Genomic DNA, 21642 nt, shown 5'->3' on the forward strand with positions numbered 1-21642 from the left:
TATAAAAAAACTCCGCCTGTTGGCAGAGTTAAATCACGACATTCTCATCTCCCGGCCATAACCGCTGGATTTGGCACCACGCCTAAAGGCAGGTTGCCGGATTTCATAGGGCCAGTTCCCTCCATCGCTCTCGATAAGCAGACATCTGTCCGCGTCAAGTATATGTTTTTACAAGATTATATACAAATTGTTCATACCCTGTCAAGAATATTGACAGCATTCTTCAAGGTTTCGTCCGGATTGCCTGAATTGTCCAGGACTATGTCGGCATAGCTTCTGTAAAGGGAGATCCTTTCCTCATATAGCCTCCTGATGCGGCTGGCGTCATCCTTTAGAAGCGGTCTGCCGGAAAAATCCGTTCTCTTCATTATCGTATCTACCGGAGTATCCAGGAATACGACCTTTCCGCTGCCCTTGAGAAGTGTTATTCCACCCTGTCTCAAGACCGCACCACCGCCAGTTGATATCACGGTATTCTCAAGAAGAGACGCCTTCATACAGACTTCTTCCTCCAGGTCCCTGAAATAGCTCTCGCCTGATTCCCTGAAAATGTCGGTTATGCTCCGTCCTGTCTCCTCCTCGATTATGCAGTCGAGGTCCCGAAAGTCCATTTCAAGAGCCAGTGCAAGACTTTTTCCGATCGTTGTCTTCCCGCTGCCAGGCATTCCTATCAATATGATGTTCATACTTTTCAGGCACCCCCGTCGGCCTTGTAGCTTCCGAGTATCCTGAAGCTTTCGCTGTTTTCAATAAGCTCCGCCACAACATCATCCATGTTCCCGTAGGCAAGGCTTCCTGTGAAGTCCGTAAAGAACCTGTATTCCCAGCCCTTTCCCGCAACAGGCCTGGATTCTATCTTAAGGAGGTTCAGGCCCCTTGATGTGAAGCAGGAGAGCATCCTGTGGAGGCTGCCGACTTCATGCCTAAGGGTGAACATGACACTTATCTTGTCGCTGCCCTTCCTTGATTCCATGGCCTTGGACACTATAACGAACCTGGTGTGGTTGTGCTCGTTGGAATTTATCCCTTCTGAAAGAATTGAGAGCCCGTATATCTCTGCTGCCCGCCTGCTTGCTATTGCAGCCTTTGACACATCCTTGGACTCAGCGACTTTCTTTGCGCTTTCTGCAGTGTTTTCCATGATATTGCGCCGCCACGCAGGATGCTTCGCAAGGAAGCCCTCTGACTGAAGGAATCCCTGCTCGTGGGAATATACGTCCGACAGGGTATCGAGACTTGCTCCCTCTGGTGCCATGAGACAGTGTCCTATCCTAATGGTCTTCTCTCCTACCATGTAGCAGTTGTATTTAGACATAAGGTCGAAAACCTGCACAATCGAACCCGTTGAATTGTTCTCGATAGGCAGGACTCCGTAGTCCGCTTCTCCTCTGTCCAAAGTCTTGAACACATCCTCGAAGGTCGTCACGTTTGACTTTTTGACAGACTCACCGAAGAAGTTTATGCAGGCTTCCTCACCGTACGCTCCGGGCTGTCCCTGATAAACCACGGAAGGGTCAGGTATCTCGTCACGCATGGCTTCCATGGCAGACTTGTATGCGTTGTAATCCGGATGTACACCAGGTCCCATGAGCATGTGCTGTTCATGCCTGCTGTGGCTCATGAGAAGCTCAAAGAATCTGGTTGCTCCTGATTCAAGACCTGTTCCTTTTACTTTATCTATCTTCTCCTCAAGCAGCAGCTTCTCCCTTTCAGGGTCGAATACCTGCATACCCCTTACCTTCTTGTATTCACCTATCCTCTTTGCTACATCCATACGCCTGGCGTAAAGGTCGAGAAGCTTTTCATCTATTTCGTCTATTTCACTTCGCATAGCCTTGAGTTCATCCAATGCATCCACCTCCTAAAGTCCCAGCACCTCACAGATTGCAAGCGCCGCTGCTGCCTCGATAACCGGTACAGCCCGGTGCACTATGCACGGGTCGTGCCTTCCTTCAATGGCAATTTCCGAGTCCTCCAAAGTCTTCATGTTCATTGTCTTCTGGGGAAGACCTATGGAGGATGTGGGCTTTATGACAACCGAGAAAACCACAGGCATGCCGTTGGTTATGCCTCCGTTGATTCCACCGTTGTTGTTGGTGGAAGTGATTACCTTGCCGTCCCTGTACAGGAACTGGTCGTTAGCCTCGCTCCCCTTCATCCTCGCCATATCGAACCCGGTGCCGAATTCTATTCCCTTGACCGCCGGTACTGCAAACATACTGAGTGAAAGAAGGCTCTCAACGCTGTCTCTGCCCGGAGTACCCTTACCTGCCGGAAGGCCGTCTATGACGCACTCGATTATCCCGCCGACTGAATCATGTTCATCCTTAGCTTTTCTTATCGCTTCCTTCATAAGCTCGCCTTTTGCGTCATCAACTACAGGAAATCCCTTGTCTGCGACACCCTGAAGTATTGACGGGTCAGCTTCAGTGAGCCTTGATGGAATATCCTCAATTCCTGCTATCTCCCTGATCCTTGCCCTGACGGTTATTCCTGACTCCTTAAGCATAAGCTTTGCAACTGCTCCTGCAAATACCAGAGGAGCCGTTATCCTTCCTGAGAAGTGGCCGCTGCCCCTGTGGTCGTTGAAGCCCTGATACCTTATGTAACCTGAATAATCGGCATGACCGGGTCTCGCAAGTACCTTCATGGCTTCGTAGTCGCGTGAACGGGTATCGCTGTTCTCTATGATTCCACAGAGAGGTGTTCCGGTCGCCCTGCCCTCGAATACCCCTGAAAGGATCTTGACTGAGTCAGCTTCCTTCCTAGGCGTAGACAGGTCGTTCTGACCAGGCTTTCTCCTGTCCATCTCTTTCGATATGAAGTCCATGTCCATTGCAAGGCCTGGTCTGACGCCCTCCAGCACCACTCCAATTGCAGGACCATGGCTCTCCCCGAATATCATATGCTTCATGCTTCAACCCCCCTGATGAGCCCGATAAGTCTCAAAGTATCCATTTTCCTTATGACTGCCTTTCCGATATCCTCAATGAATATCAGGTTTATCTCCCTGCCCTCTGCCTTTTTGTCAATGCCAACAGCCTGGGAGTACTCCTCAAGTCCGATTTCAATGGAATCCGGCAGGCCATAAGTTCTGATAAGGTCTCTTATCTCATCAGAGCAGCCCTTCCTGGTTATTCCAATCTCTTCCCCGATTTTTGCTATCTTCACCATGCCTGCAGCTACCGCCTCGCCATGGGTATATCTTGAGTATCCGCCTGATTTTTCATATGCATGACCAAGCGTGTGCCCGAAGTTAAGGACCATCCTGCCGCCCTCATCCTTCTCGTCTCCTTCGACTATCCTTCTCTTGATGTCGACGCAGGTATAAACTACATCCTCAATCTCGGACATTATGCCTGTTCTTCCGCCTAAGGCAGAGAGTCTTCTGAAAAGATCCGCATCCTCTATGGCACCATACTTGATGACTTCTGCCATTCCATCCGAGAATACCCTGTCAGGTAGAGTATCCAGGCAGTCGGTATCTATTACCACAGCCTTTGGCTGATGGAAGGCTCCCGCAAGGTTCTTTCCTGCGTTAAGGTTTACCGCTACCTTTCCTCCCACGGAGCTGTCAACCTGTGACAGGAGAGTGGTTGGAATCTGAACGAAATCTACGCCGCGAAGCACTGTTGCAGCTGCAAAGCCTGCAAGGTCGCCTACCACTCCGCCGCCAAGGGCAACGATGATGTCCTTCCTGGTAAGGCCTCCGTCAAGAAGCTTCTCGCAAACCTCTGAGTAGACCTCCATGGACTTGCTGCCTTCTCCCGGTGATACGACAACAGTGAAGCAGTCGAAGCCTGCTTCCTTAAGGCTTTTCCTGACCCTTCCGCCATAAATTGAATCAACATTAGAGTCTGTTATGACAGCTGCCTTCTTTCCTCGTGCAACAGACCTTACAGTCTCGCCGGCAGTTTCAAGGATTCCAGAGCCTATTTCAATCCTGTATTCTTTTCCTGGCAGTCTAACTTCTAGCGTCTTCAAGCTAAAGCCTCCTACATTCCGGGATGGAAAGCCTGTACCAAAGGGAAAGACTTCTTCATGAAATCGTCGAACTGCTTGGGATTGAGGCTCTGCTGTCCGTCAGAAAGCGCATGCTGCGGGTCGTTGTGAACCTCTATCATGAGGCCGTCAGCTCCTGCCGCTATTGCAGCCAGGGCAAGGGATTCTACCATCCAGCTCATTCCTCCGGCATGGGAGGGATCGACTATTATAGGGAGATGGCTCATCTTCTTAATTGCAGGAATGGCGCTTATATCCAAAGTGTTTCTTGTATAGTTCTCGAAGGTCCTTATCCCTCTTTCGCAAAGGATGACATTGTTGTTTCCTCCGGCCATTATGTACTCAGCGGACATGACCCACTCCTCATAGCTGTTGGAAAGTCCTCTCTTGAGGACAACAGGCCTTGACATCTTTCCGACTTCCTTAAGAAGGTCGAAGTTCTGCATGTTCCTTGCTCCTATCTGTATGACATCTACCTTTTCCTCGAAGATCTCGCATAGCTTCGGGGACATCAGTTCGCTTACTATCGGAAGACCTGTTTCAGCCTTGGCCTTAATGAGAAGGTCCAGTCCCTCAACTTCAAGTCCCTGGAAGGAGTAAGGCGAGGTCCTTGGCTTGTAGGCTCCGCCTCTAAGCATCTTGGCTCCTGAAGCCTTCACCGACCTTGCGACTGATATGATCTGGCTTTCGCTTTCAACGGAGCATGGCCCTGCGATTACCGCGAAATGTCCTCCACCTATCTTCACACCATCGACATCCACTATAGTAGACTCCGGATGGAACTTCCTGTTTGCAAGCTTGTATGGCTCCTGTACTCTCAGTACCTTTTCCACATGGTCCATAAGCTCCAGGGCTCCGAGGTCAAGTGACTTCGTATCTCCTATAAGCCCAAGTATAGAGCAGCCTATGCCGTTTGTTACTCCAACACGGAATCCCATGTCATTGAATTCCTCAACCATCGCGTTAATGTCCTCAAGGCTTGTTCCCTGCTTCAATATCAATACCATTATTAATTCTCCCCTTATTCTTCAAATTTTGAATGTTCGCCGACTCCAGTCTTTAGCCAAATATCCTGGGCGGCTTGTATATGCCCCTTGAAAACGCATAGCCAAAAAAGGCGTACGTTACCTTTCTGTTATCTGATAAAAAATGCACTATACCTTCTGCCATGCAGCTTCCTCCTTTTCCATATTAAAATGCACGAGGCCCCATTGCATAATACAATGAGGCCTCTGCCCCTTCCGCTCATGGAAGGGCATCTATGCTTATGGTCCGTCTGTCAGACCCTCATCGTATTTTCACCATCAAAACCAGCCCAGACCATAAAATAGCCAAGGCTGAATATAAAGGCGAAAAATACTGAGGGACTTGCTAAACGTCTCATGTGCATCACTCCAAATGTGGTTTATCCCATTATAGTTTCCTTATTCGGAAAATTCAACACATTTCTTTGCCTGAACGTAAATAATACGAAAAATATGATGACAATCACGCAAATCCTTCGTGAATGTTATCACGGTGCCTTAGTGCTGGTAAATATCACGTACAATAAAACATTGAACTACACAACCTTTTACGATTAGGAACAAAAATCTCCCCGATGCTTCGGGGAGATTTTTATGGATCCCTATCCTCTTTTCCTTAGCCTGGTCCATAAGGCCTTGATCCTATCAGTGCCGTATATGAGCACAGCGCAGCCAATCGCAGCTACGATGGCGAGAACCAGGAATGCGGTGGCTATGAGTTCAAGCTCCACTACAGAAGACGTTGAGCCAAGCTCCATAAACAGATACCTTATAACAATATTTCCGTCAGGTACCGAATCAAGGTATGTGACATACCTTTCCATAAGCGACAAGGATAAAAGACCGAGTATGATTCCAAAAAAATTCTTAAGCATTTTCCCATCTCCTTACCGACCTATATTATTCCTGCTTAAGCCTGAAATCAATAGCAAATTGAAATTTTGAAAATGACAACGCTTACCTGAGCAGAGCCTGTTCCAGGGCATTTGCTGACCTGCTATTTGGTCAAAAAAGTTGACGAAAGAAGCCTGAGGCCATATAATAATATTTGTCGTCGGGGTGTAGCGCAGGGGTAGCGTACTTGACTGGGGGTCAAGGGGTCGCAAGTTCAAATCTTGTCACTCCGACCATGACATGAAAAAACAGCCTAAATTGGCTGTTTTTTCATGTCCTTTTTTATTTCGGTTCAATCTGCAATCGGACAGCTTTCCTATCTTCCGATAAGGTGCAGTGCATTTTCAAGGTCTTTCTTATGTACATAGACATAGTATGTCTTAAGAAGGTCCGGGTCTGTTCCGAAGGTTCCAGTCCTACCCCTGCCCTCGATATTGCTCACCACCCTGTAAGTACGATATATCCCGTTTGAAGCCAGGTCATCCATAACTCTGTTGAAATCCCTCATGCTGGCTCCCACGAACACTTCTCTTTTGTTCCAGAACATGATCATCTGTCTTCCTCCACTTCTGCAGTAATTACAGCCTTTGCCTTCCTTGTCATGAATACATGAAGCAGTCCCATGTATATTATCATGAGGCCAAGAGTCATGAACGCCATGCCTGAAGACCTTGGTGCGAGACCGATGAGTATGAGCATGGGGGCACCGAAAATAATGGCGAAGCTGCTTCCTCCTACAAGGTTGTTTGCTGCTGGCGTATCGAAATAGGGATCCATTTCCCTTAATAGAAGTATCCCTGAGCTTATGGTTCCTGTCATCATCCCGTACATCCCAAGCATTCCTTCGTTTTCATAGCCAGGATAGATCTTTTTGCTCATCCAGATGAGGTAATAAAGGGTGATTATTGCACCTGAAAGCGACATGAGGATGAATGGCAGCCATAGTCCGGAGAGGTCCATTATGTCAATTGACCCTATACCCGCCACGATCATAAGATCGAACGCCATACCTGAAATCCTTGAGAGCAGATAGCTGTTCTGGTATTGGAGCCTTATTACCTTCCTCTGCTGCAGCTTCTTCATGATTGTCTTCAGGAGTATTGCAAGTGCTGATCCGACTATGAAGTTGAAGCCCCAGAGAAGCGATGAAAGTGTTGCGCCTAATGAACCTGAAAGATTTCCAAGTAAAGAGACAAGACCCCTTGTAACAAGGTATGTTGCCAGGTAAACAAGAAATACCAGGGCAATCTGCACAGAAAACCTGTCAATGGATTCAGAGATGGGCATCTCGTTGTCGTCCTGGAACATCTCTATTGTAACTGACCCTGATATCTCCTCGTAGGTCTGCCTTTTGAATACTCCCTTCCTGACCAGCAGGTTGAGATATATTATCCCTACGATGCAGGCTGAAAGATAGCCTGCTGCGGCAAGGGACAATCCGAATGACCTTCCTCCTGCAAAGCCCAATGCCTCATATGTGGTTCCAACGTTGTTCGCCTGTCCGGGACCCTGTCCATAGCCCATCGGAAGTAGGATTCCAGCTGCCTTGAACATCCCAGGCATGACTGTATAGGAAAGTCCGAGTGAAATGACAAGTCCTATTATTCCCTGAATCAGATATGAGCTTACTATGAGCGCTCCTGTCTTGGGCATCTCTGAAGCACCCTTCCCTTTGGTGTCGTCAGCAACCCTCAGTGACAAGGCTATGAACCCTATCGCTATCCCGTGATATGTGATCATTTCAAGGATTCCGGACTCGATCCCCAGAACCCTGGTGCCCCTTAGAATAAGCAGAATGAAGCCTGCAAGCACTGCAGTAGGCATGAGAGTGTTCCTTATTAGCGTTACCTTCTGTCTAAGTATATTGGATAAAAGTAGTATTCCGGATATTATTCCAAGCTGGACCGTAAAATTCCAGAGTCCTGCATTTGCCGATGAGAAATCCACTATATGTCCCTCCCTCTGATTGTCCTGTATAACAAGAGATATTTCCATGCGTTGAGTATTGATTCACTTTTTAGCTCATAGTTAATTCTGTCGCAGGAAAACACCAGGTCCTGACTTCCATGTATGGCCATGTCAGGTATGGAGGATATCTGAAAGCAGGATTCTCCTATCCTCAGATTTTCCTGTGTCATGCTGATTCTCCCGCTTGAGTGGAGCAGCCTTTCGTGTGCCGGGCCGATCGCATATAGGCTCACCGGACCATCTGAGAAGATGCTTCCTGTGACTTTTCCTTCTGAAAGCTTCCTCACTTCTTCCCTTTGCCACATGTCCCAGTCAGTGACTGAGTCAAAAGGCAGGTCTTTACCATGCAATGATCCGCTGCTGTCTATGCTTGCCTTAAGGCCGCAGCTGCATTTTATGGAATCCTCCTTGCTCATAAGATCACCTGTAATTTTACACTGAGGACAAAGGAACAGAACCCTTTCAAGGTGTTCAGCGAGATGCTTGCCTTTGTATTCTGCCTTGTCTGTTCGCTGGCGCTCGTACGCATCCTCATAAAGGTCATTCTTAATGGCTTCATTGACCTCGCTTGCAGTCATTGCCTTAAGTGTCTCAGGCTCATAAACCTTTACTATTCCAGCCTTCATCCTGCCCTTCCTGTATGTATCGCTCCATCTGGGGCTTGTAAAGTAGCCGCCCTCGATTCTAAAGGTAACAAGTGCCACATTTGAATTTCTTGCCAATTTTCCGATTACAGGCTCAATCCTTTCTGTCCGTCCTGAAAATGACCTGTCGCCTTCAGCGAATATCGCTATGTTGTGCCCGGCCTTTATTCTATCTAGTATCTCCATTACAGTCCCCGAAGCCGGAGCACCCTTGAATATGGGTATCGGTGAAGCAAGGTATTCAATGACATTGGAAGCTGCACCCCAGCTGAATATGTGCTCGCTTGCAACAAAATACATGTGGTCCCTTATGGAAGCAGCTGCTATCAGAGGATCCCAATTGGTATTGTGGTTAGACAGTAACAGGAACTGCCTTTCTATTGTTTCCTCCCCTGCTTCAAGCCTAAGTTTGGATTTAACCAGAGGCTTCAGAAGATTTCTAAGTACTTTGTATACAAAAACATGCCGTGCCGTACCCTTAACCTGCATTTGTCCCACCCTCAGTCACACTGACGGCTGAAACAAGCTCATATGCTCATTTCAGCCTCTAACCTAATAATATATTCTTTATTTGCGCCTGTACATCAGGCTAAGGGCTTGCAGAGAAAAATATATGTTAATTCGATGTTAGATATATGAAAAAAACATTGGACGATACAATCAGAAAATATTTCAAGAAAATGCTCGAAAAAAATATTCAAAGACTTTGCTCAGATAAAAGATCCAAATAAAAGTTAAGGCGCAGGCTAATGCCACCTAAATGGCCTAGTCTGCGCCTATTTGTCTAAACATTTCCTTCATGTACGTAATCGAGCTTTTCACGAGCTATCCCAGCGAGCCTGTACACAGTATCAATTGGAGTCGGTGGCCTGTCTGTCATTTTCCATGCAGGGAAAAACCTTGTCACATGGAGAGGAATCCTTTTATCGACTGATGCCAGCCATGAAGAAAGCTCCCTCATCTCTTTTTCGCTGTCATTAAGGCCCGGTATGATAAGGGTCGTGACCTCAACGTGGCTTTTCCTTGCAGCAAGCTCTATCGACCTCTTGACAGGCTCAAGGGTTCCTCCAACAAGCTTGTAGAAGTCCTCAGTGAAGCCCTTAAGGTCAATGTTCCATGCATGTATCATTGGAAGCAGATCCAGAAGTGGCTCCTCATTGACATAACCGTTCGATACCACAACATTCTTCAGTCCCTTTTCCACAATGAGCCTGGAACAGTCCCTGACGAACTCGAAGCCGATTAACGGTTCGTTATAGGTGTATGCAAGACCTATGTTCCCGTTCCTTACAAGCTCCACAGCCTTTTTCACCAACGCTTCCGGAGATGTATATCCTTCACCCTCCGGAACGAAGGATTGGGATATGGACCAGTTCTGGCAGAAGGAACACCTGAGGTTGCAGCCGTAGCTTCCTACGGACAGTATCTTTTTGCCGGGATGGAAGTGGGCAAGGGGCTTCTTCTCTATTGGGTCCAGAGCTATTGATGAAACCCTGCCGTAGTTCACCGCAATGACCTTTTCTCCGACATTTGCCCTGCCTTTGCAGAATCCGGTCTGTCCATCCTCTAAAAGGCAGCCTCTGGGACATATGGGGCATTTCAATGCACTCATGTGTGTCTCACCACCTCAAAACGCTGGATTTTGTAGGTTTCGCTTTTTGATATTCCACCCTTCTGGAGCGCAATGTCTATCTGCTGCAGAGGTGAGTTTACACCCTCAAGGTTCGGAAGAAGAAGACCTCTCCTAAGACCTTTGCTTACGATCACCCCGTATCTCTTCTCGTCAAGCTCGCTTACCGAATCAACATCCTCGGCATCGCCAAGTACATCCACGCTGTAGACAATTTCAGATAGTTCCTTCTCACTGACTCGGTCGAACCTCGGGTCCTCGACGCCTGCGCTTACCGCATTCCTTATTATCTCTTCTGCTATGGACTCTGTGACGCCTTCAATGGTACCTATGCAGCCTCTGAGCCTTCCATGCTTCTTAAGGGAAACAAATACTCCTGCACGCCTTGCAGTAAGCTCTGGAGGCAATCCTTGCGGCATCTTCAGATGCTTGCCTGTCCTAAGGTATGTCTCAAGGGACAGCCTTGCAAGTTTTACGAATTCATCCTCTCCGGCCTTTTTCCCTTCCAGCTTCCTCTTTTCATTATCCTCATAAATTGAACCGAACCTTCTGGATTGGTCTGTTCCATTCACAATGAAGCTTGCCACAGCATATCCTACACCGAAGGGGCCTTCGTAGGACAAGAGCTTGGATTCAAGCTTCATACCATCAAGTGCTCCTGCCATTATCTGGAATGACCTGAGTCCGCACTCTCCCGCGTTGTCGCAAAGGTGTTCGTCGATATCGAGAAGCTTCATGAAGTCTCCTGATGCAAAGGCCCTGGTTGCAAGCTCGTCAAATACCGGCCCTTCCTTCATGAATCCGTAAGGTCCGTCTTCCTTCAGCCTGTGGGACAGGTCTCCGCTTGCGACAATTACCGCCTTCCTGCCCAGATCCTCCACAGCATCTCGTATGCAGACTCCAAAATTATAGTGTTCCAGGGGTGACAGTCCTGATATTCCTATCCTTACAGACTTGAAGCCCTGGTAGCCTTCAGTTATGAAATGTAGGGGAACCATAGTGCCATGGTCCAGGTTCCTGTCCTTTTCACCTGAGGTTCCGGCGGATATATTCCTCTCGGAAGCCTTTTTCTCAATCTTATGTATCAGCTCCGAATCATACTCAACCTCTATCTTCTCCCTTGATGCCCCGAATGATCCGAAATCACCCTTTGCCTTCATTCCCGGAGATATGTGTATGTAGTCAGAATACATGATCGAATGGGGAGAAATGAATATGATGGTATGCGGCATAATATCAGAAATCTTCTTTGCCACGCTGCGATAAGCATCGATTGTCGCCTGTATCTTCTTTTCCTCGCCTCTTCCAACAGCTGGAATGATAAGAGGCGGATGTGGGACTGCAAAAGCAGCTGCTATGGACATTCCCATCCCTTCTTTCTTTATATGCGACGAAGCTTAGATCATCTCTTCAGCAATAAGGCACCTGTTACTCCCAGAGCAACTCCCCCGATGATAAGCGCTGGCATTGCTTCTCCCTGACCTGAAAAATAAAGTATTGCATTGTAGATTATCAGCGTGAATCCTGCACTCATAAGCACATGACCGAATTTTCTCTTAGATTTCATGTTTCCTCCATAGGGCAAATTATCCCGCCCTCAACTACATATTACTCCAGACGATTTTACAATTAAATATTCCGGCTCACTTTTCACAGTGTATTCATTCTTTTTGGAAGACACGTGACAAGAGGATGGTCTGGGCCATCCTCTTCAACACGCTATATTGATTCTAATTTTAGATATGTTAAACAGGTTATCCCTTTAGAGTGCCTTTTCAAGCCTTTCCTTTATCGCTACAAGGAATGCCTTTGTTGTTACAACGTTCTTTTCCCCTTCAGCGAGTACCGCCAGGTCCTTTGTCATTATGCCTTCCTCTATCGTGTCAAGGGCTGCCTTGTCCAGCTTGTCACAGAACTCCACAAGGTCAGGAAGCTTATCCATCTCCCCTCTCTTCCTTAAAGCGCCTGTCCATGCGAACAGTGTAGCTACAGGGTTGGTCGAGGTCTCCTTGCCTTCAAGGTGCTGATAGTAATGCCTTGTGACTGTTCCATGTGCTGCCTCATACTCGAAGAAGCCTTCAGGTGAAACCAGCACTGACGTCATCATCGCAAGGCTTCCGAATGCTGTTGCCACCATGTCGCTCATGACATCCCCATCGTAGTTCTTGCATGCCCAGATGAATCCGCCTTCACTTCTTATGACCCTTGCAACCGCATCATCGATAAGAGTATAGAAATACTCTATCCCTGCTTCCTTGAACTTGGATGCGTACTCAGCCTCGAATATCTCCTCGAAGATATCCTTGAACCTATGGTCGTATTTCTTGGAAATCGTATCCTTGGTCGAGAACCACAGGTCCTCCCTGACATCAAGGGCATAGCTGAAGCAGGACCTTGCGAAGCTCTCTATTGAGCTGTCTGTATTGTGCATGGCCTGCAGTATCCCATCTCCATTGAACTCGTGTATGATTTCCCTGGTAATATCTCCGTTTGCGGATGTATAAATGAGCTCGCCTCTGCCTTTTCCCGATGTCTTTATCTCAACGCCCTTATAGACATCACCATATGCATGTCTGGCAATTGTAATGGGCTTATCCCAAGTCCTTACAAACGGCTTTATGTTTGAGACGATGATAGGCTTTCTGAAGACTGTTCCATCAAGAATAGCCCTTATTGTTCCGTTAGGGCTCTTCCACATATGCTTGAGCTTATACTCTGTCATCCTCTGGGCATTTGGAGTTATAGTCGCACACTTTACAGCAACTCCATATTTCTTGGTTGCAAGGGCTGCTTCAACTGTGATCTTGTCATCAGTCTCATCCCTCTTCTCAAGACCCAGGTCATAATACTCTGTCTTAAGCTCTATGTATGGTACAAGAAGGATATCCTTGATGTCCTTCCATATTATCCTGGTCATTTCGTCCCCGTCCATCTCTACCAGCGGGACATTCATAACTATTCTGTCTGCCATCTCTCTTAACTCTCCCTCTCATGATTAATAATACAAATTATAACCTATAAGTCCGGATTTTTGGATACTTTATCCAATATTATGCTAAATTTCTGATAGAATGTCAGAAATTACCTTCTTTTAGATTTTCTGCAAAATAAAAGCGGAAGCTTACGCTTCCGCTCGAAGATACTATCTTCTGTTACCGCTCTGTGCCTTCTTAGCTCTTCTGCAATCTGGGCATCTTACTGGATCGTTCTCGAATCCCTTTTCCTTGTAGAATTCCTGCTCACCAACTGTGAATATGAATTCCTGGTTGCAGTCTCTGCATACTACTTTCTTGTCTGCTAACATATCTGATTTCCTCCTTGACTACAGTTATTTCTTCGGATTTGCTGAGCCAAGGGTTCAGGAAAATACTACTTAACTAACTGTATTTTTTATTTTTTTGTCCGCTTCGGACATTTACAACTATATCAGAAAACCATATTAAAAGAAAGTGTTTTTTAAAGTTTTAAGGTTTGTTTACGTGGAAATAACATGAAATAACCTTCATGATTAAAAACCCCAGTTTACATAGCCTAAAAATATGCAAAATATACTCAAAATCACACTTAAAAACGGAACTAGCCTATCTAATAGAGCATTGACAGGAGGTAAGTCACTGAGAGAGCAAGATAATAGGTCCAGTCCTTCCTTAACCTTCGGAGTATCAGAAGGAAGATAACAAATACTGCAGTTTTTGAAGCAATTACCACAAGCGGCAGCTTGAAGAACGCTATCCCGAAAGACAACATAAATGCTCCGGCAGGGATTGAAATCAAGGCTGCCTTTGCCAGTTCGCTATTTCCCCTTTTGCAATATATAAGATAGAGTATTGTCATTATTCCTGCAAAGACAGGTCTGGTGAATACTGTCGGATATGGATGCCCTAATATGGGAATTGTTATCCTGGCAATGACAGTATGAAACAAGGCATAAGCAAGATATGCCGCCGCCATAGCTGCAAGTGATATGAATATTACAATAAGTCCTTTGATCAGCTTGTTTTCAGGATTATCCATGCTGCCTCCAAACCTTCATCAGGTAACTTTAATATTGCAGTTTAGAATGCTGTGGTATACCAACTCAGGAACAGGAATAATACAACCATGAATACCCAGGACAAAGGATTCGCCCAGTTGAAGGTCCTTCCCCTTCCAAAAGCCTTCGGTACTATTAGGTTGCCGTCTTCCTTGTTGAAGTAGAACAGCGATTTCTTTTCCTTCCTGTATTTGTCTATCTCGTCTATAGTCCATTTGCGTTTTGACATTTTTCACCTCTTTCTATCCTTCCCTTGAATTATATATTCTGCATAGGTTTGCAGCAAGGAGAGAATTAACAGGATGATAAACAAGCCTCCAGCAGTCATCCCCTCATCATTTTAGTGAAAATTAGCTGATTCTTCAGAAATTCCGTATATAACTGGAAATATCTTGCAAAATGATTTGTGGAGCCTGTGCCATTGGTATGCCTCAAGCATATTTTATTGATAGAAAACAGGGGGGATGTTGATGGATATGGATCGATTGAAGCGAGCTCGTGCAGGAAGCAAGGCTGATATGGAAGAGATCATACGAAGCTTTGAACCGCTCGTGAAAAAGGAATGTGGCAAAGTGCATATCAAGGACCATGATTTCGAGGACTTAAAGCAGGTGGCGTACATCGGTATCATAAAGGCTGTCAGATCCATAACCGATGAAAAGGCAAACCTCGCTTCAGCGTACATACAGAAAAGCATTCAGAATTCACTGAATTACGTTACGAGAAAGACACTTAGAAAGCCTGACCTGGGAAGCATTGAAGACAAGGATCTTGATGGTATCCCTCTTACTGAGAAGCTGGTATCGGATGATGATACAGAGGAACAGATACTAAGGTCCGAGGATAGCATGTATCTGAAGGATGCATTCGAGACTCTGACTCCCAAGGAGAAGGAGATACTGGGTATATACATGTGTAATGATTACGGCGGACTCAAGAAGTGCTCTGACATTTACCACGAAGATTACAGGCGCATCAGGTATCAGAAGGACAAGGCAATAAGGAAGCTCAGAGCCGCGATTGGTACCAAACTGAACTGATGTCAATTAAACTAAGCGAAGACCTGAGATTGAAAAATCCACGGTCTTCGCTGAATCATATTATAGCTTAATCCTATTCAAACAAGCTTAGAAAGCATAACCTAAGATAGCATATAGATTCCGTAGGTTATGAGGAAATAAAGGCATACTGGGACAGATAAGAACACAAAAGCAGACCTCTCATTGTCCTTCCATATTGAGTATGCTGCAAGAGCAATTGATATCAGGGGAAGAACATACATCGACCAGATAAAAGGCAGAAGCACCAGGTGCAGTATAATGTTTTCTCCCCAGCCGGTATAAAGTATGTTGAGCATGATGAACAGGAGACCGAAAATTGCAACAGCGATGGCTATCTTGAAGGATGCCATGCCAAGCCTTGTATCAGGGAGACCGAAATAAATCTCATCTTTCAGGCTTTCTGTCTTGTACAGCTTAATGGCTGCTGCTGCAAGGGCAACCAGGAACAATATGGATACTATGATAACAGCAGCAGGCCTGAAGTCCTTTTTAACTGGAACTCCAGCCATAGTTCCTGAAGCTACCTCAATGAATCTTCCCTGCTCTGTCAATATGACAGTCCTGTCATACCCGTCCGCCATGAGCTTTGCCTTTTCCGAAAATGGGAGTGTAACATCAGGCAGCCTTTCCTCTTTCCAGTCCCATAGGATGATCTTGCCGTCTGAAGTCAGGGCGGCTGTATAGTTTGTCCCAGCAAAAGCCTTCACTGCTTCTTCAGGTGCTTGAAGGATACTAAAATCCTCATATCCTTCGCCTCTCCAGGAGGTTACTCTGCCATCGGTTGAGAGTCCTGCGATATGTGAACTGGAGGAATCGGCTGATGCTAGCTTTATTCCTTCCGGGATTTCCAAACTGACAAGACTGCCCTGCTCCTTTCCGAAAGCGAGCCCTACAAGGTAGCTGGTATAGATTTTCCCGCTCTCTGAGAGTGCCAGAAAATGTTCATATTCGGCATCCGTTATCATCAGGGAGTCATTCTCAGGCTCCTGAAGGGTGATAGATTTCTTCTCATTTGCTGAGAAACCCCATGCGATTATGGTCCCGCTAACAGTTTTAGCCAGTGAAAATGTATCTCCTGCAGAAACATCCTCTACTATCTCACCCTGAGGAAGCGGCGGCATCTCTGTCTGACCGAAATCATTGGAACCCCAGAGCAGAATTGTCCCTTTGTCTGTAAGGGCTATGGAATGTGACATTCCTGCTGCGATGTCGGTGACGATCTCATTTTCAGGTATAGAAGGGATGTCAAGCTGACTTCTGGCATTGCTTCCCCATGCGAATATCGCACCCTTCTCAGTCAGGACGAGGGTATGGGAGCCTCCAACCGAAATGGCCTTTACCGAATCATCCAGCGGAAGCACAGGACCATCCTCCATGACTTTTACTCCGTCAGGAACAACGGCAAGAGCTGATACAGGAACAGATAACAATGATGATGCGAAGATGATTGATAAAATTGCTGCACCGGCTTTCCTCATATGACAACTCCTATATCTAATTCTAATTTTCCCAGCTCAAAATTCCTTCAGTCCGTTCTTCCCAAGTACCCATACAAGCTTTCCCTTCAGGGGCTTCAATTCCTTTACCTTTATCAGGGCTGCTCCGCTCTTGTCTAGCTTCACAAGAGTTCCTGTCATGCATTCGCACCATTCGTCCAGTGAAGGTGCGTGGCCTGCTGCGATCAGGATACCAGTGGGATTAGCCGCCTTAGCCTCTTCGCTGAAGGTTTTGAAGTCTCCTGAGGCTATGCACTCATGAAGGCTTGCCTCACTTGCACCCAGCTCCTCTGAAAGGATTTCGGCAGTCTGGACTGCCCTTGCCATCGGACTTGACCAAATTGTGACCATATCATCTGCAATTCTGCTTTTCAGAAGCCTCGCAGCCTCTCGGACCTTTTCTTTTCCTTCCAATGTAAGCTCTCTGTCCCAGTCAGATTTCTCCATGCTCTTTTCTTCAGCACTCCCATGCCTGAACAGTATGATCTCCATTTTTTCACCTCCTCTTATGGCTCTTCAGCTTTTGGCAGTTCATCAGGAACTACCATTCCCGCGCTTACAATGAGCTTCAATCCTTCCTCCACTGACATATCCAGATAAATTATTTCTTCCTCTGGTATCAGGAGCAGCATGCCCGATGTCGGATTAGGTGTGGTTGGTACGAATACATTTATCACCTTGGCTGCAGTCTTTTCCTGCACCTCACCTCTGCACTCGCCTGTCTGAAATCCTATGGCAAATATGCCTTTTCGTGGATACTCTATTAGCACGACCTTATTGAACACCTGCTTCCCGTTTACCGAGAAGGCATCGATGATCTGCTTGATCCCGAAGTATACCTTTGGTACTACCGGGATGTTCTGCAGTAATTTCTCAGCATAATGGAGAAGCTTCTGTCCAATGATGTTCGACATGAGAAAGCCTGAAGCGAATATCAGCAGTATGCTTGCTACTATTCCCACTCCCGGCAGACTTCTCCCTGCTAACCATTCGATGAACAGGCCCATGAAGCCATCAAGCTGTTTGAAAAGGAAATATATCAGGTATACCGTGCCTACTATAGGAAGAAGTGTAAAAAAGCCTCTTAGGAATATATGTCTTATTTTTTTCAAGATGCTATCCTCCGTGCATATTGCAGCCTTAAATTTTGCTCTTTGTCATTCGCTGTAGATTGATATGTTCTCAAATCCCAAATCTTCAAAAGGGATCCAGCTGTTAAGGACTCCAAGGTTCTCATCATTTTGGAATATAGTGACGTAGATGCCGTCCTCATCAAAATAGAAGTCATTCTCCTGAACGCTTGCCACATCTTTATTTAAACCGGCTGTATCCAGGATTTTCCCTGCGTAATCGAAGCCCTCGATGAAGACATCCTTGAGCAACATATCTTTTCCTTCTGTCATGTCAATATTTACAAACTTCCTTGAGATATTTTCTTTTCCAAGCTCATAAATGAGGTCCATGAATACAATGCTCAGGAAACCTCCCTTGTTCATCATGATCTGGACATCATGGTTCATGCTACCGTAATATTTGTCCGGTTCCACTTCGTTATACGCCTTTGCCTTAGTTAGGAAGCCCTCAGCATCAAGCTTGCTCGATGATAAGCCATTAAGTCTTTCAAGGAGCGCAGAATCTGAAATGCCGTAAAACCTGCCCGTTGTAATATTTACCGCATGGGCTTCGCTGAAATCCTCGAATACATTTTCGAGCCTGTATTCCACAATGTTAGGAAGGAGCTTCCGTGTCCCCTCCTTGAGGAAGAGAGTTTCTTCCCCGACCATGAACCTATCAAATATTGCCAGGCTGTCTCCAATCTCCCTTAGCGGGATCACTATCGTCAGAGGGTAGCCAAGGCTCACGAATTCATCGTTCTTCTCATCGATTATTATCTTCACGCCTGACAGATCGAATGAAAAGCTCTGGTCTTCCCTAATGCCTTTGAACGGTCCGCTGAGGAAGCCGGAATCAGGGTCATCATAGTTGTTTTCAATGATGAACATAAGTATCTTGTCATTAAGATACTTCACATGATTGAAGTCTTTTCTGAACAGATCCGATAGCTCCAGCTTTTTGCCTGTATTAAGGTCATAGCCCACTGAATTGAATTTCTGCACATAGGATATCCCGCCAAGTTCCGGATACTCTGCATAGGCGAAGAATTCAACGAACATGACGTTAGTGCAGCTGTATATTACATTTGTGCTAAGCTGCATCCTTACGATTCTCTGCTCAGCATTTCCGGTACTTGCAAGAGCTTCAGCCTTCACTTCATCGCTTATCATTATCAGGTTATTTTTAATCTCTTCATTGAGCTTTTTCTCTATCCCAGTATCCCTGAATCCACTCAGAGAATTCGATAAACTTAATATTTCCGTACCATCAGTACTCAGGTTTTCTTCCACTATTCTGATATCAATACCATTGGAGATCACAAATCTTCTGCTTTCATATGGAATCTTTACCAGAGTCTCAGCTGCAGGAGTCCATGGCTCTGGAACCTCTGGTTTTTCCGGTATTTCAGCCTCTGTTGGCTTTATTGTGGCTTCTGTCGCTGAAGGCTTGGCAATAGCTGAGGGCTTGGTAGGAACAGCCTGTCCATTGCTGCAGGCAGAAATTGCAAGCATAAGAATTATGAAGGATGAGGCAAATATTCGTTTCATCGCTACTCCTATCTCAGCGGAACATAACCGCTATCCTCAGAAACCTTCTGGCCATCATCGGACAGTATCCACAGAAGAAGCTTCCTTGCGCCTGAATCCTTGGCTTCAGTCTTCCTGAGTACAGCATAGTACGCGCTGGTATACGGATATGCGTCACTGCTTATATTCTTGTTGTTCGGTTCAACTCCATCTACCTTCACGAACTTTATTGTATCCTTGCTGTACATAGAGTTAGCATAGTAGTATACAGAATAGCCTATTGCCTTGTCTGAATTGTCATAGGCAGCTATTACCTCTATCAGTCCTGACATATCCGCTGGCTTAAGCTCCACCGGAGCCTTCGCTATCTCCAGACCCTTCATTACCTGGCTCAGCATAAGAGTCTGGCTTCCTGAATTATCAGGCCTCTGATACGCAATGATCTCCTTGTCAGGTCCTCCGACATCCTTCCAGTTCACTATCTTCCCCTGGTATATGTCCTGGATCTGCTTCTGAGTAAGGACATCGACCGGATTCTCAACATTTAGCAGGAAAACGAACGCTTCCTTCACGACAGGCACTACCTCAAGTTCAATCCCCTTATCCTTTGCCATTGTGAGTTCTTCAGCTGAAGGCTCGGTAACGAATATTATGTCAGCCTTCCCATCCATCAGGTTCACATATGCATTGTGTGTGGTATTGTGCTTGATGAACGCCTTGGCCTCCTCTGAAGTTAGACCAAGCAGCTCTTTTGCAATCCCCTGGGACAGAGGAATCGTAGCTGTCGAACCGTCAATCCTCGGATAGGTATCCTTTGTGAATTCAGGCTTCACAGCCGTTGGTGCAAAAGTTGCGGATGGTACCGAGGTAGCGGTTGGCGCAGCTGTTGAGGTTGGTACTGCAGGTTCCTTTCCTGTACATGATGAAAGCAGTAGAAAGGCTGAAATTGATGCTGCTGCGAACTTTATTTCCCTTAATTTCCCAATTGCCATTTTTATCCCTCTTTTCGTGAATGAAGTACATTCACTAATATAAAATTCCCCTAAACAAAAAGCCGACCTGAAGGTCAGCCAAAATCTGAGGAATGCCCTAATGCGCTCCGCATATCATGGCTCCAGTACTTCTTTGTTTATATTCATCATAGCATTTCTGATTTCTTATTAATATACCCCTGGTGCTCTGACAAGTCATTAATTGGACCACTCTAAAAGAATTACAGTGAACGAAATGTAAAATTGCTGTATGTGAGTACCATTGACATCCATGCGATAGATTGGACCATCAGCCAGTGCTAAAATCATGTTAAAGGGAAGATTCAATAACTCAATAAAATTGTCATCAATATTCTGCTTCAGCATGTTAACCGCGATTTATCAGCCTTGCTCGTACCTTCAGACGCTGCGCCTTTTCATTAGAAAAAGGATGTGAAAATATTGAAAAAACTGTTTGCATTTCTAATTGGACTTCTGTTTATCATATCATCAGCTGCAGTTCCAGTTCAGGCTGCGCCAAAACAAGCACAGGTATTTCAATCACTGTAACCAAGGATGTCGATGGTATAAGTGACAACACATCATTCAGCGTAGTAGTATACAAGGACAATCGTTTGTTCAAGGAAGGTGTTATTTCAGAGGGTAAGCCTCTTATGCTTTCAAACCTGAAGGCCGGAACCTATAGAGTAGAAGAGCTTGCGAAGGACGGGTATGAGAATGTATCCATTACCGGGCCAATTGCGATCTCCGCTAAAGGTACCTATACTTTCGCTGTGGTCAACAGAAAACTAGCAGAACCTCCTCCTGTGACCGCCTTCCACTATCTTGCTCTTGGTGATTCCATCGCAACCGGAAAGAGCTCAAAAGGAACTACTACAAGCTATGTCACAACATTCTACAACCACCTGAAGACAATATATCCCGACGCCACAATGAGAAACCTTGCAGTTGACGGTGATGATGCATCAGAGCTCCTTGCGAGGCTCTCAGGTTCAACATATATCGAAGAATTGAACTCTCTCATGACTAAAGTCACGAGATTCTTGGGAACAGAGCATACATACCGGCTTATTTATTTACCGGCAGAGGTTTCTCTTGTTTACCAAGCTATCCCCGCAATTCCTGCGGTTCCTGTTTGCTTCTGTATTGTTAAGACCCCAGAGTAAGAGCTCTTATCCTGAGTCCCTCAGCCAGTATATTTCTTGCTGCATTGATGTCACGGTCATGGCGGGCATGACAAACAGGACAGGTCCAC

The 21642-nt window shown here is 46.0% G+C and carries 24 protein-coding genes, 1 tRNA gene and 1 riboswitch; of the genes, 3 read left to right on the plus strand and 22 right to left on the minus strand.

Features of this window, described 5'->3' with window-relative positions; all coding sequences use genetic code 11:
- Nucleotides 1–41 precede the first annotated feature (41 nt).
- A riboswitch (SAM riboswitch) is annotated at nt 42–140 on the minus strand.
- Nucleotides 141–191: 51 nt separating this feature from the next.
- The 6 genes from J2Z34_RS12070 to J2Z34_RS12095 form a co-directional block, all read right to left on the minus strand.
- Nucleotides 192–686 carry a shikimate kinase gene (locus tag J2Z34_RS12070; protein ID WP_209460125.1) on the minus strand — a complete coding sequence of 165 codons (495 nt, stop codon included), beginning with the start codon at nt 684–686 and terminating at the stop codon, nt 192–194.
- A gap of 5 nt (nt 687–691) precedes the next feature.
- Nucleotides 692–1849, minus strand: a complete 1158-nt coding sequence (locus J2Z34_RS12075; RefSeq protein WP_209460126.1) for a bifunctional chorismate mutase/prephenate dehydratase — start codon at nt 1847–1849, stop codon at nt 692–694.
- Between the two features lie 12 nt (nt 1850–1861).
- A complete protein-coding gene (aroC, locus tag J2Z34_RS12080) occupies nt 1862–2914 on the minus strand; it encodes a chorismate synthase (protein WP_209460127.1) in 1053 nt (350 codons plus the stop codon).
- The gene (gene aroB / locus J2Z34_RS12085) at nt 2911–3984 is read right to left on the minus strand and encodes a 3-dehydroquinate synthase (protein WP_209460128.1); all 1074 of its coding nucleotides are present in this window, start codon (nt 3982–3984) and stop codon (nt 2911–2913) included. Before aroB ends, aroC begins: the two co-directional genes overlap by 4 nt.
- Nucleotides 3985–3995: 11 nt before the next feature.
- Complete coding sequence (aroF, locus tag J2Z34_RS12090; RefSeq protein WP_209460129.1) at nt 3996–5009, minus strand: 3-deoxy-7-phosphoheptulonate synthase; 1014 nt, start codon at nt 5007–5009, stop codon at nt 3996–3998.
- 620 nt (nt 5010–5629) lie between these two features.
- On the minus strand, nt 5630–5902 hold the full coding sequence (locus tag J2Z34_RS12095; protein WP_209460130.1) for a hypothetical protein: 273 nt from the start codon (nt 5900–5902) through the stop codon (nt 5630–5632).
- Nucleotides 5903–6082: 180 nt separating this feature from the next.
- On the opposite strand from J2Z34_RS12095, the gene J2Z34_RS12100 reads away from it, so the two are divergent.
- Nucleotides 6083–6157: transfer RNA gene (locus J2Z34_RS12100), tRNA-Pro, on the plus strand.
- Nucleotides 6158–6237: 80 nt separating this feature from the next.
- Here J2Z34_RS12100 and J2Z34_RS12105 read toward each other — a convergent pair.
- The 10 genes from J2Z34_RS12105 to J2Z34_RS12150 all read right to left on the minus strand — a co-directional run bounded on the left by J2Z34_RS12105 (nt 6238) and on the right by J2Z34_RS12150 (nt 14425).
- Nucleotides 6238–6474 (minus strand): hypothetical protein, encoded by a 237-nt coding sequence (locus tag J2Z34_RS12105; RefSeq protein WP_209460131.1) that lies wholly within the window; start codon nt 6472–6474, stop codon nt 6238–6240.
- Entirely contained in the window at nt 6471–7868 is a 1398-nt protein-coding gene (locus J2Z34_RS12110; RefSeq protein WP_209460132.1) for a sodium/glutamate symporter family protein, read from the minus strand. The genes J2Z34_RS12105 and J2Z34_RS12110 overlap by 4 nt, the downstream gene beginning before the upstream one ends.
- Complete coding sequence (locus J2Z34_RS12115) at nt 7868–9022, minus strand: 1-acyl-sn-glycerol-3-phosphate acyltransferase (protein ID WP_209460133.1); 1155 nt, start codon at nt 9020–9022, stop codon at nt 7868–7870. Before J2Z34_RS12115 ends, J2Z34_RS12110 begins: the two co-directional genes overlap by 1 nt.
- A 295-nt stretch (nt 9023–9317) precedes the next feature.
- Nucleotides 9318–10145 carry an AmmeMemoRadiSam system radical SAM enzyme gene (gene amrS / locus J2Z34_RS12120; protein WP_209460134.1) on the minus strand — a complete coding sequence of 276 codons (828 nt, stop codon included), beginning with the start codon at nt 10143–10145 and terminating at the stop codon, nt 9318–9320.
- Nucleotides 10142–11527 (minus strand): AmmeMemoRadiSam system protein A, encoded by a 1386-nt coding sequence (gene amrA, locus J2Z34_RS12125; RefSeq protein WP_209460135.1) that lies wholly within the window; start codon nt 11525–11527, stop codon nt 10142–10144. Before amrA ends, amrS begins: the two co-directional genes overlap by 4 nt.
- A 38-nt stretch (nt 11528–11565) precedes the next feature.
- Nucleotides 11566–11730, minus strand: coding sequence for a hypothetical protein (locus J2Z34_RS12130; protein WP_209460136.1), 165 nt, complete (start codon nt 11728–11730; stop codon nt 11566–11568).
- Nucleotides 11731–11925: 195 nt separating this feature from the next.
- Nucleotides 11926–13134, minus strand: coding sequence for an NADP-dependent isocitrate dehydrogenase (locus J2Z34_RS12135; protein ID WP_209460137.1), 1209 nt, complete (start codon nt 13132–13134; stop codon nt 11926–11928).
- Between the two features lie 171 nt (nt 13135–13305).
- On the minus strand, nt 13306–13467 hold the full coding sequence (locus J2Z34_RS12140) for a zinc-ribbon domain-containing protein (RefSeq protein ID WP_209460138.1): 162 nt from the start codon (nt 13465–13467) through the stop codon (nt 13306–13308).
- 281 nt (nt 13468–13748) lie between these two features.
- On the minus strand, nt 13749–14177 hold the full coding sequence (locus J2Z34_RS12145) for a hypothetical protein (protein ID WP_209460139.1): 429 nt from the start codon (nt 14175–14177) through the stop codon (nt 13749–13751).
- Between the two features lie 41 nt (nt 14178–14218).
- Nucleotides 14219–14425, minus strand: coding sequence for a DUF5808 domain-containing protein (locus J2Z34_RS12150; protein WP_209460140.1), 207 nt, complete (start codon nt 14423–14425; stop codon nt 14219–14221).
- Nucleotides 14426–14666: 241 nt separating this feature from the next.
- On the opposite strand from J2Z34_RS12150, the gene J2Z34_RS12155 reads away from it, so the two are divergent.
- Entirely contained in the window at nt 14667–15236 is a 570-nt protein-coding gene (locus J2Z34_RS12155) for a sigma-70 family RNA polymerase sigma factor (RefSeq protein WP_209460141.1), read from the plus strand.
- Between the two features lie 101 nt (nt 15237–15337).
- Here J2Z34_RS12155 and J2Z34_RS12160 read toward each other — a convergent pair whose 3' ends face one another.
- From J2Z34_RS12160 to J2Z34_RS12180, 5 genes are read right to left on the minus strand one after another with little or no spacing between them, the layout of a single operon-like run.
- Nucleotides 15338–16735 (minus strand): RCC1 domain-containing protein, encoded by a 1398-nt coding sequence (locus tag J2Z34_RS12160; protein WP_209460142.1) that lies wholly within the window; start codon nt 16733–16735, stop codon nt 15338–15340.
- Between the two features lie 36 nt (nt 16736–16771).
- Entirely contained in the window at nt 16772–17245 is a 474-nt protein-coding gene (locus J2Z34_RS12165) for a SixA phosphatase family protein (protein WP_209460143.1), read from the minus strand.
- A 14-nt stretch (nt 17246–17259) separates the two neighbouring features.
- Nucleotides 17260–17865, minus strand: coding sequence for a DUF502 domain-containing protein (locus tag J2Z34_RS12170; RefSeq protein WP_209460144.1), 606 nt, complete (start codon nt 17863–17865; stop codon nt 17260–17262).
- Nucleotides 17866–17910: 45 nt separating this feature from the next.
- Entirely contained in the window at nt 17911–19416 is a 1506-nt protein-coding gene (locus tag J2Z34_RS12175; protein WP_209460145.1) for a hypothetical protein, read from the minus strand.
- An 8-nt stretch (nt 19417–19424) separates the two neighbouring features.
- Nucleotides 19425–20387: a PstS family phosphate ABC transporter substrate-binding protein gene (locus tag J2Z34_RS12180; protein ID WP_209460146.1), complete on the minus strand. Its 963-nt coding sequence runs from the start codon at nt 20385–20387 to the stop codon at nt 19425–19427.
- A gap of 653 nt (nt 20388–21040) precedes the next feature.
- Here J2Z34_RS12180 and J2Z34_RS12185 point away from each other — a divergent pair.
- Nucleotides 21041–21553, plus strand: a complete 513-nt coding sequence (locus J2Z34_RS12185; RefSeq protein WP_209460147.1) for an SGNH/GDSL hydrolase family protein — start codon at nt 21041–21043, stop codon at nt 21551–21553.
- Here the strand turns inward: J2Z34_RS12185 and J2Z34_RS12190 are convergent.
- Nucleotides 21537–21642: zinc ribbon domain-containing protein (locus tag J2Z34_RS12190; protein ID WP_209460149.1), on the minus strand; the 106-nt coding region annotated here is incomplete at its 5' end. The genes J2Z34_RS12185 and J2Z34_RS12190 overlap by 17 nt on opposite strands.

The organism is Youngiibacter multivorans (genome assembly GCF_017873395.1).
Classification (GTDB): domain Bacteria; phylum Bacillota; class Clostridia; order Clostridiales; family Clostridiaceae; genus Youngiibacter; species Youngiibacter multivorans.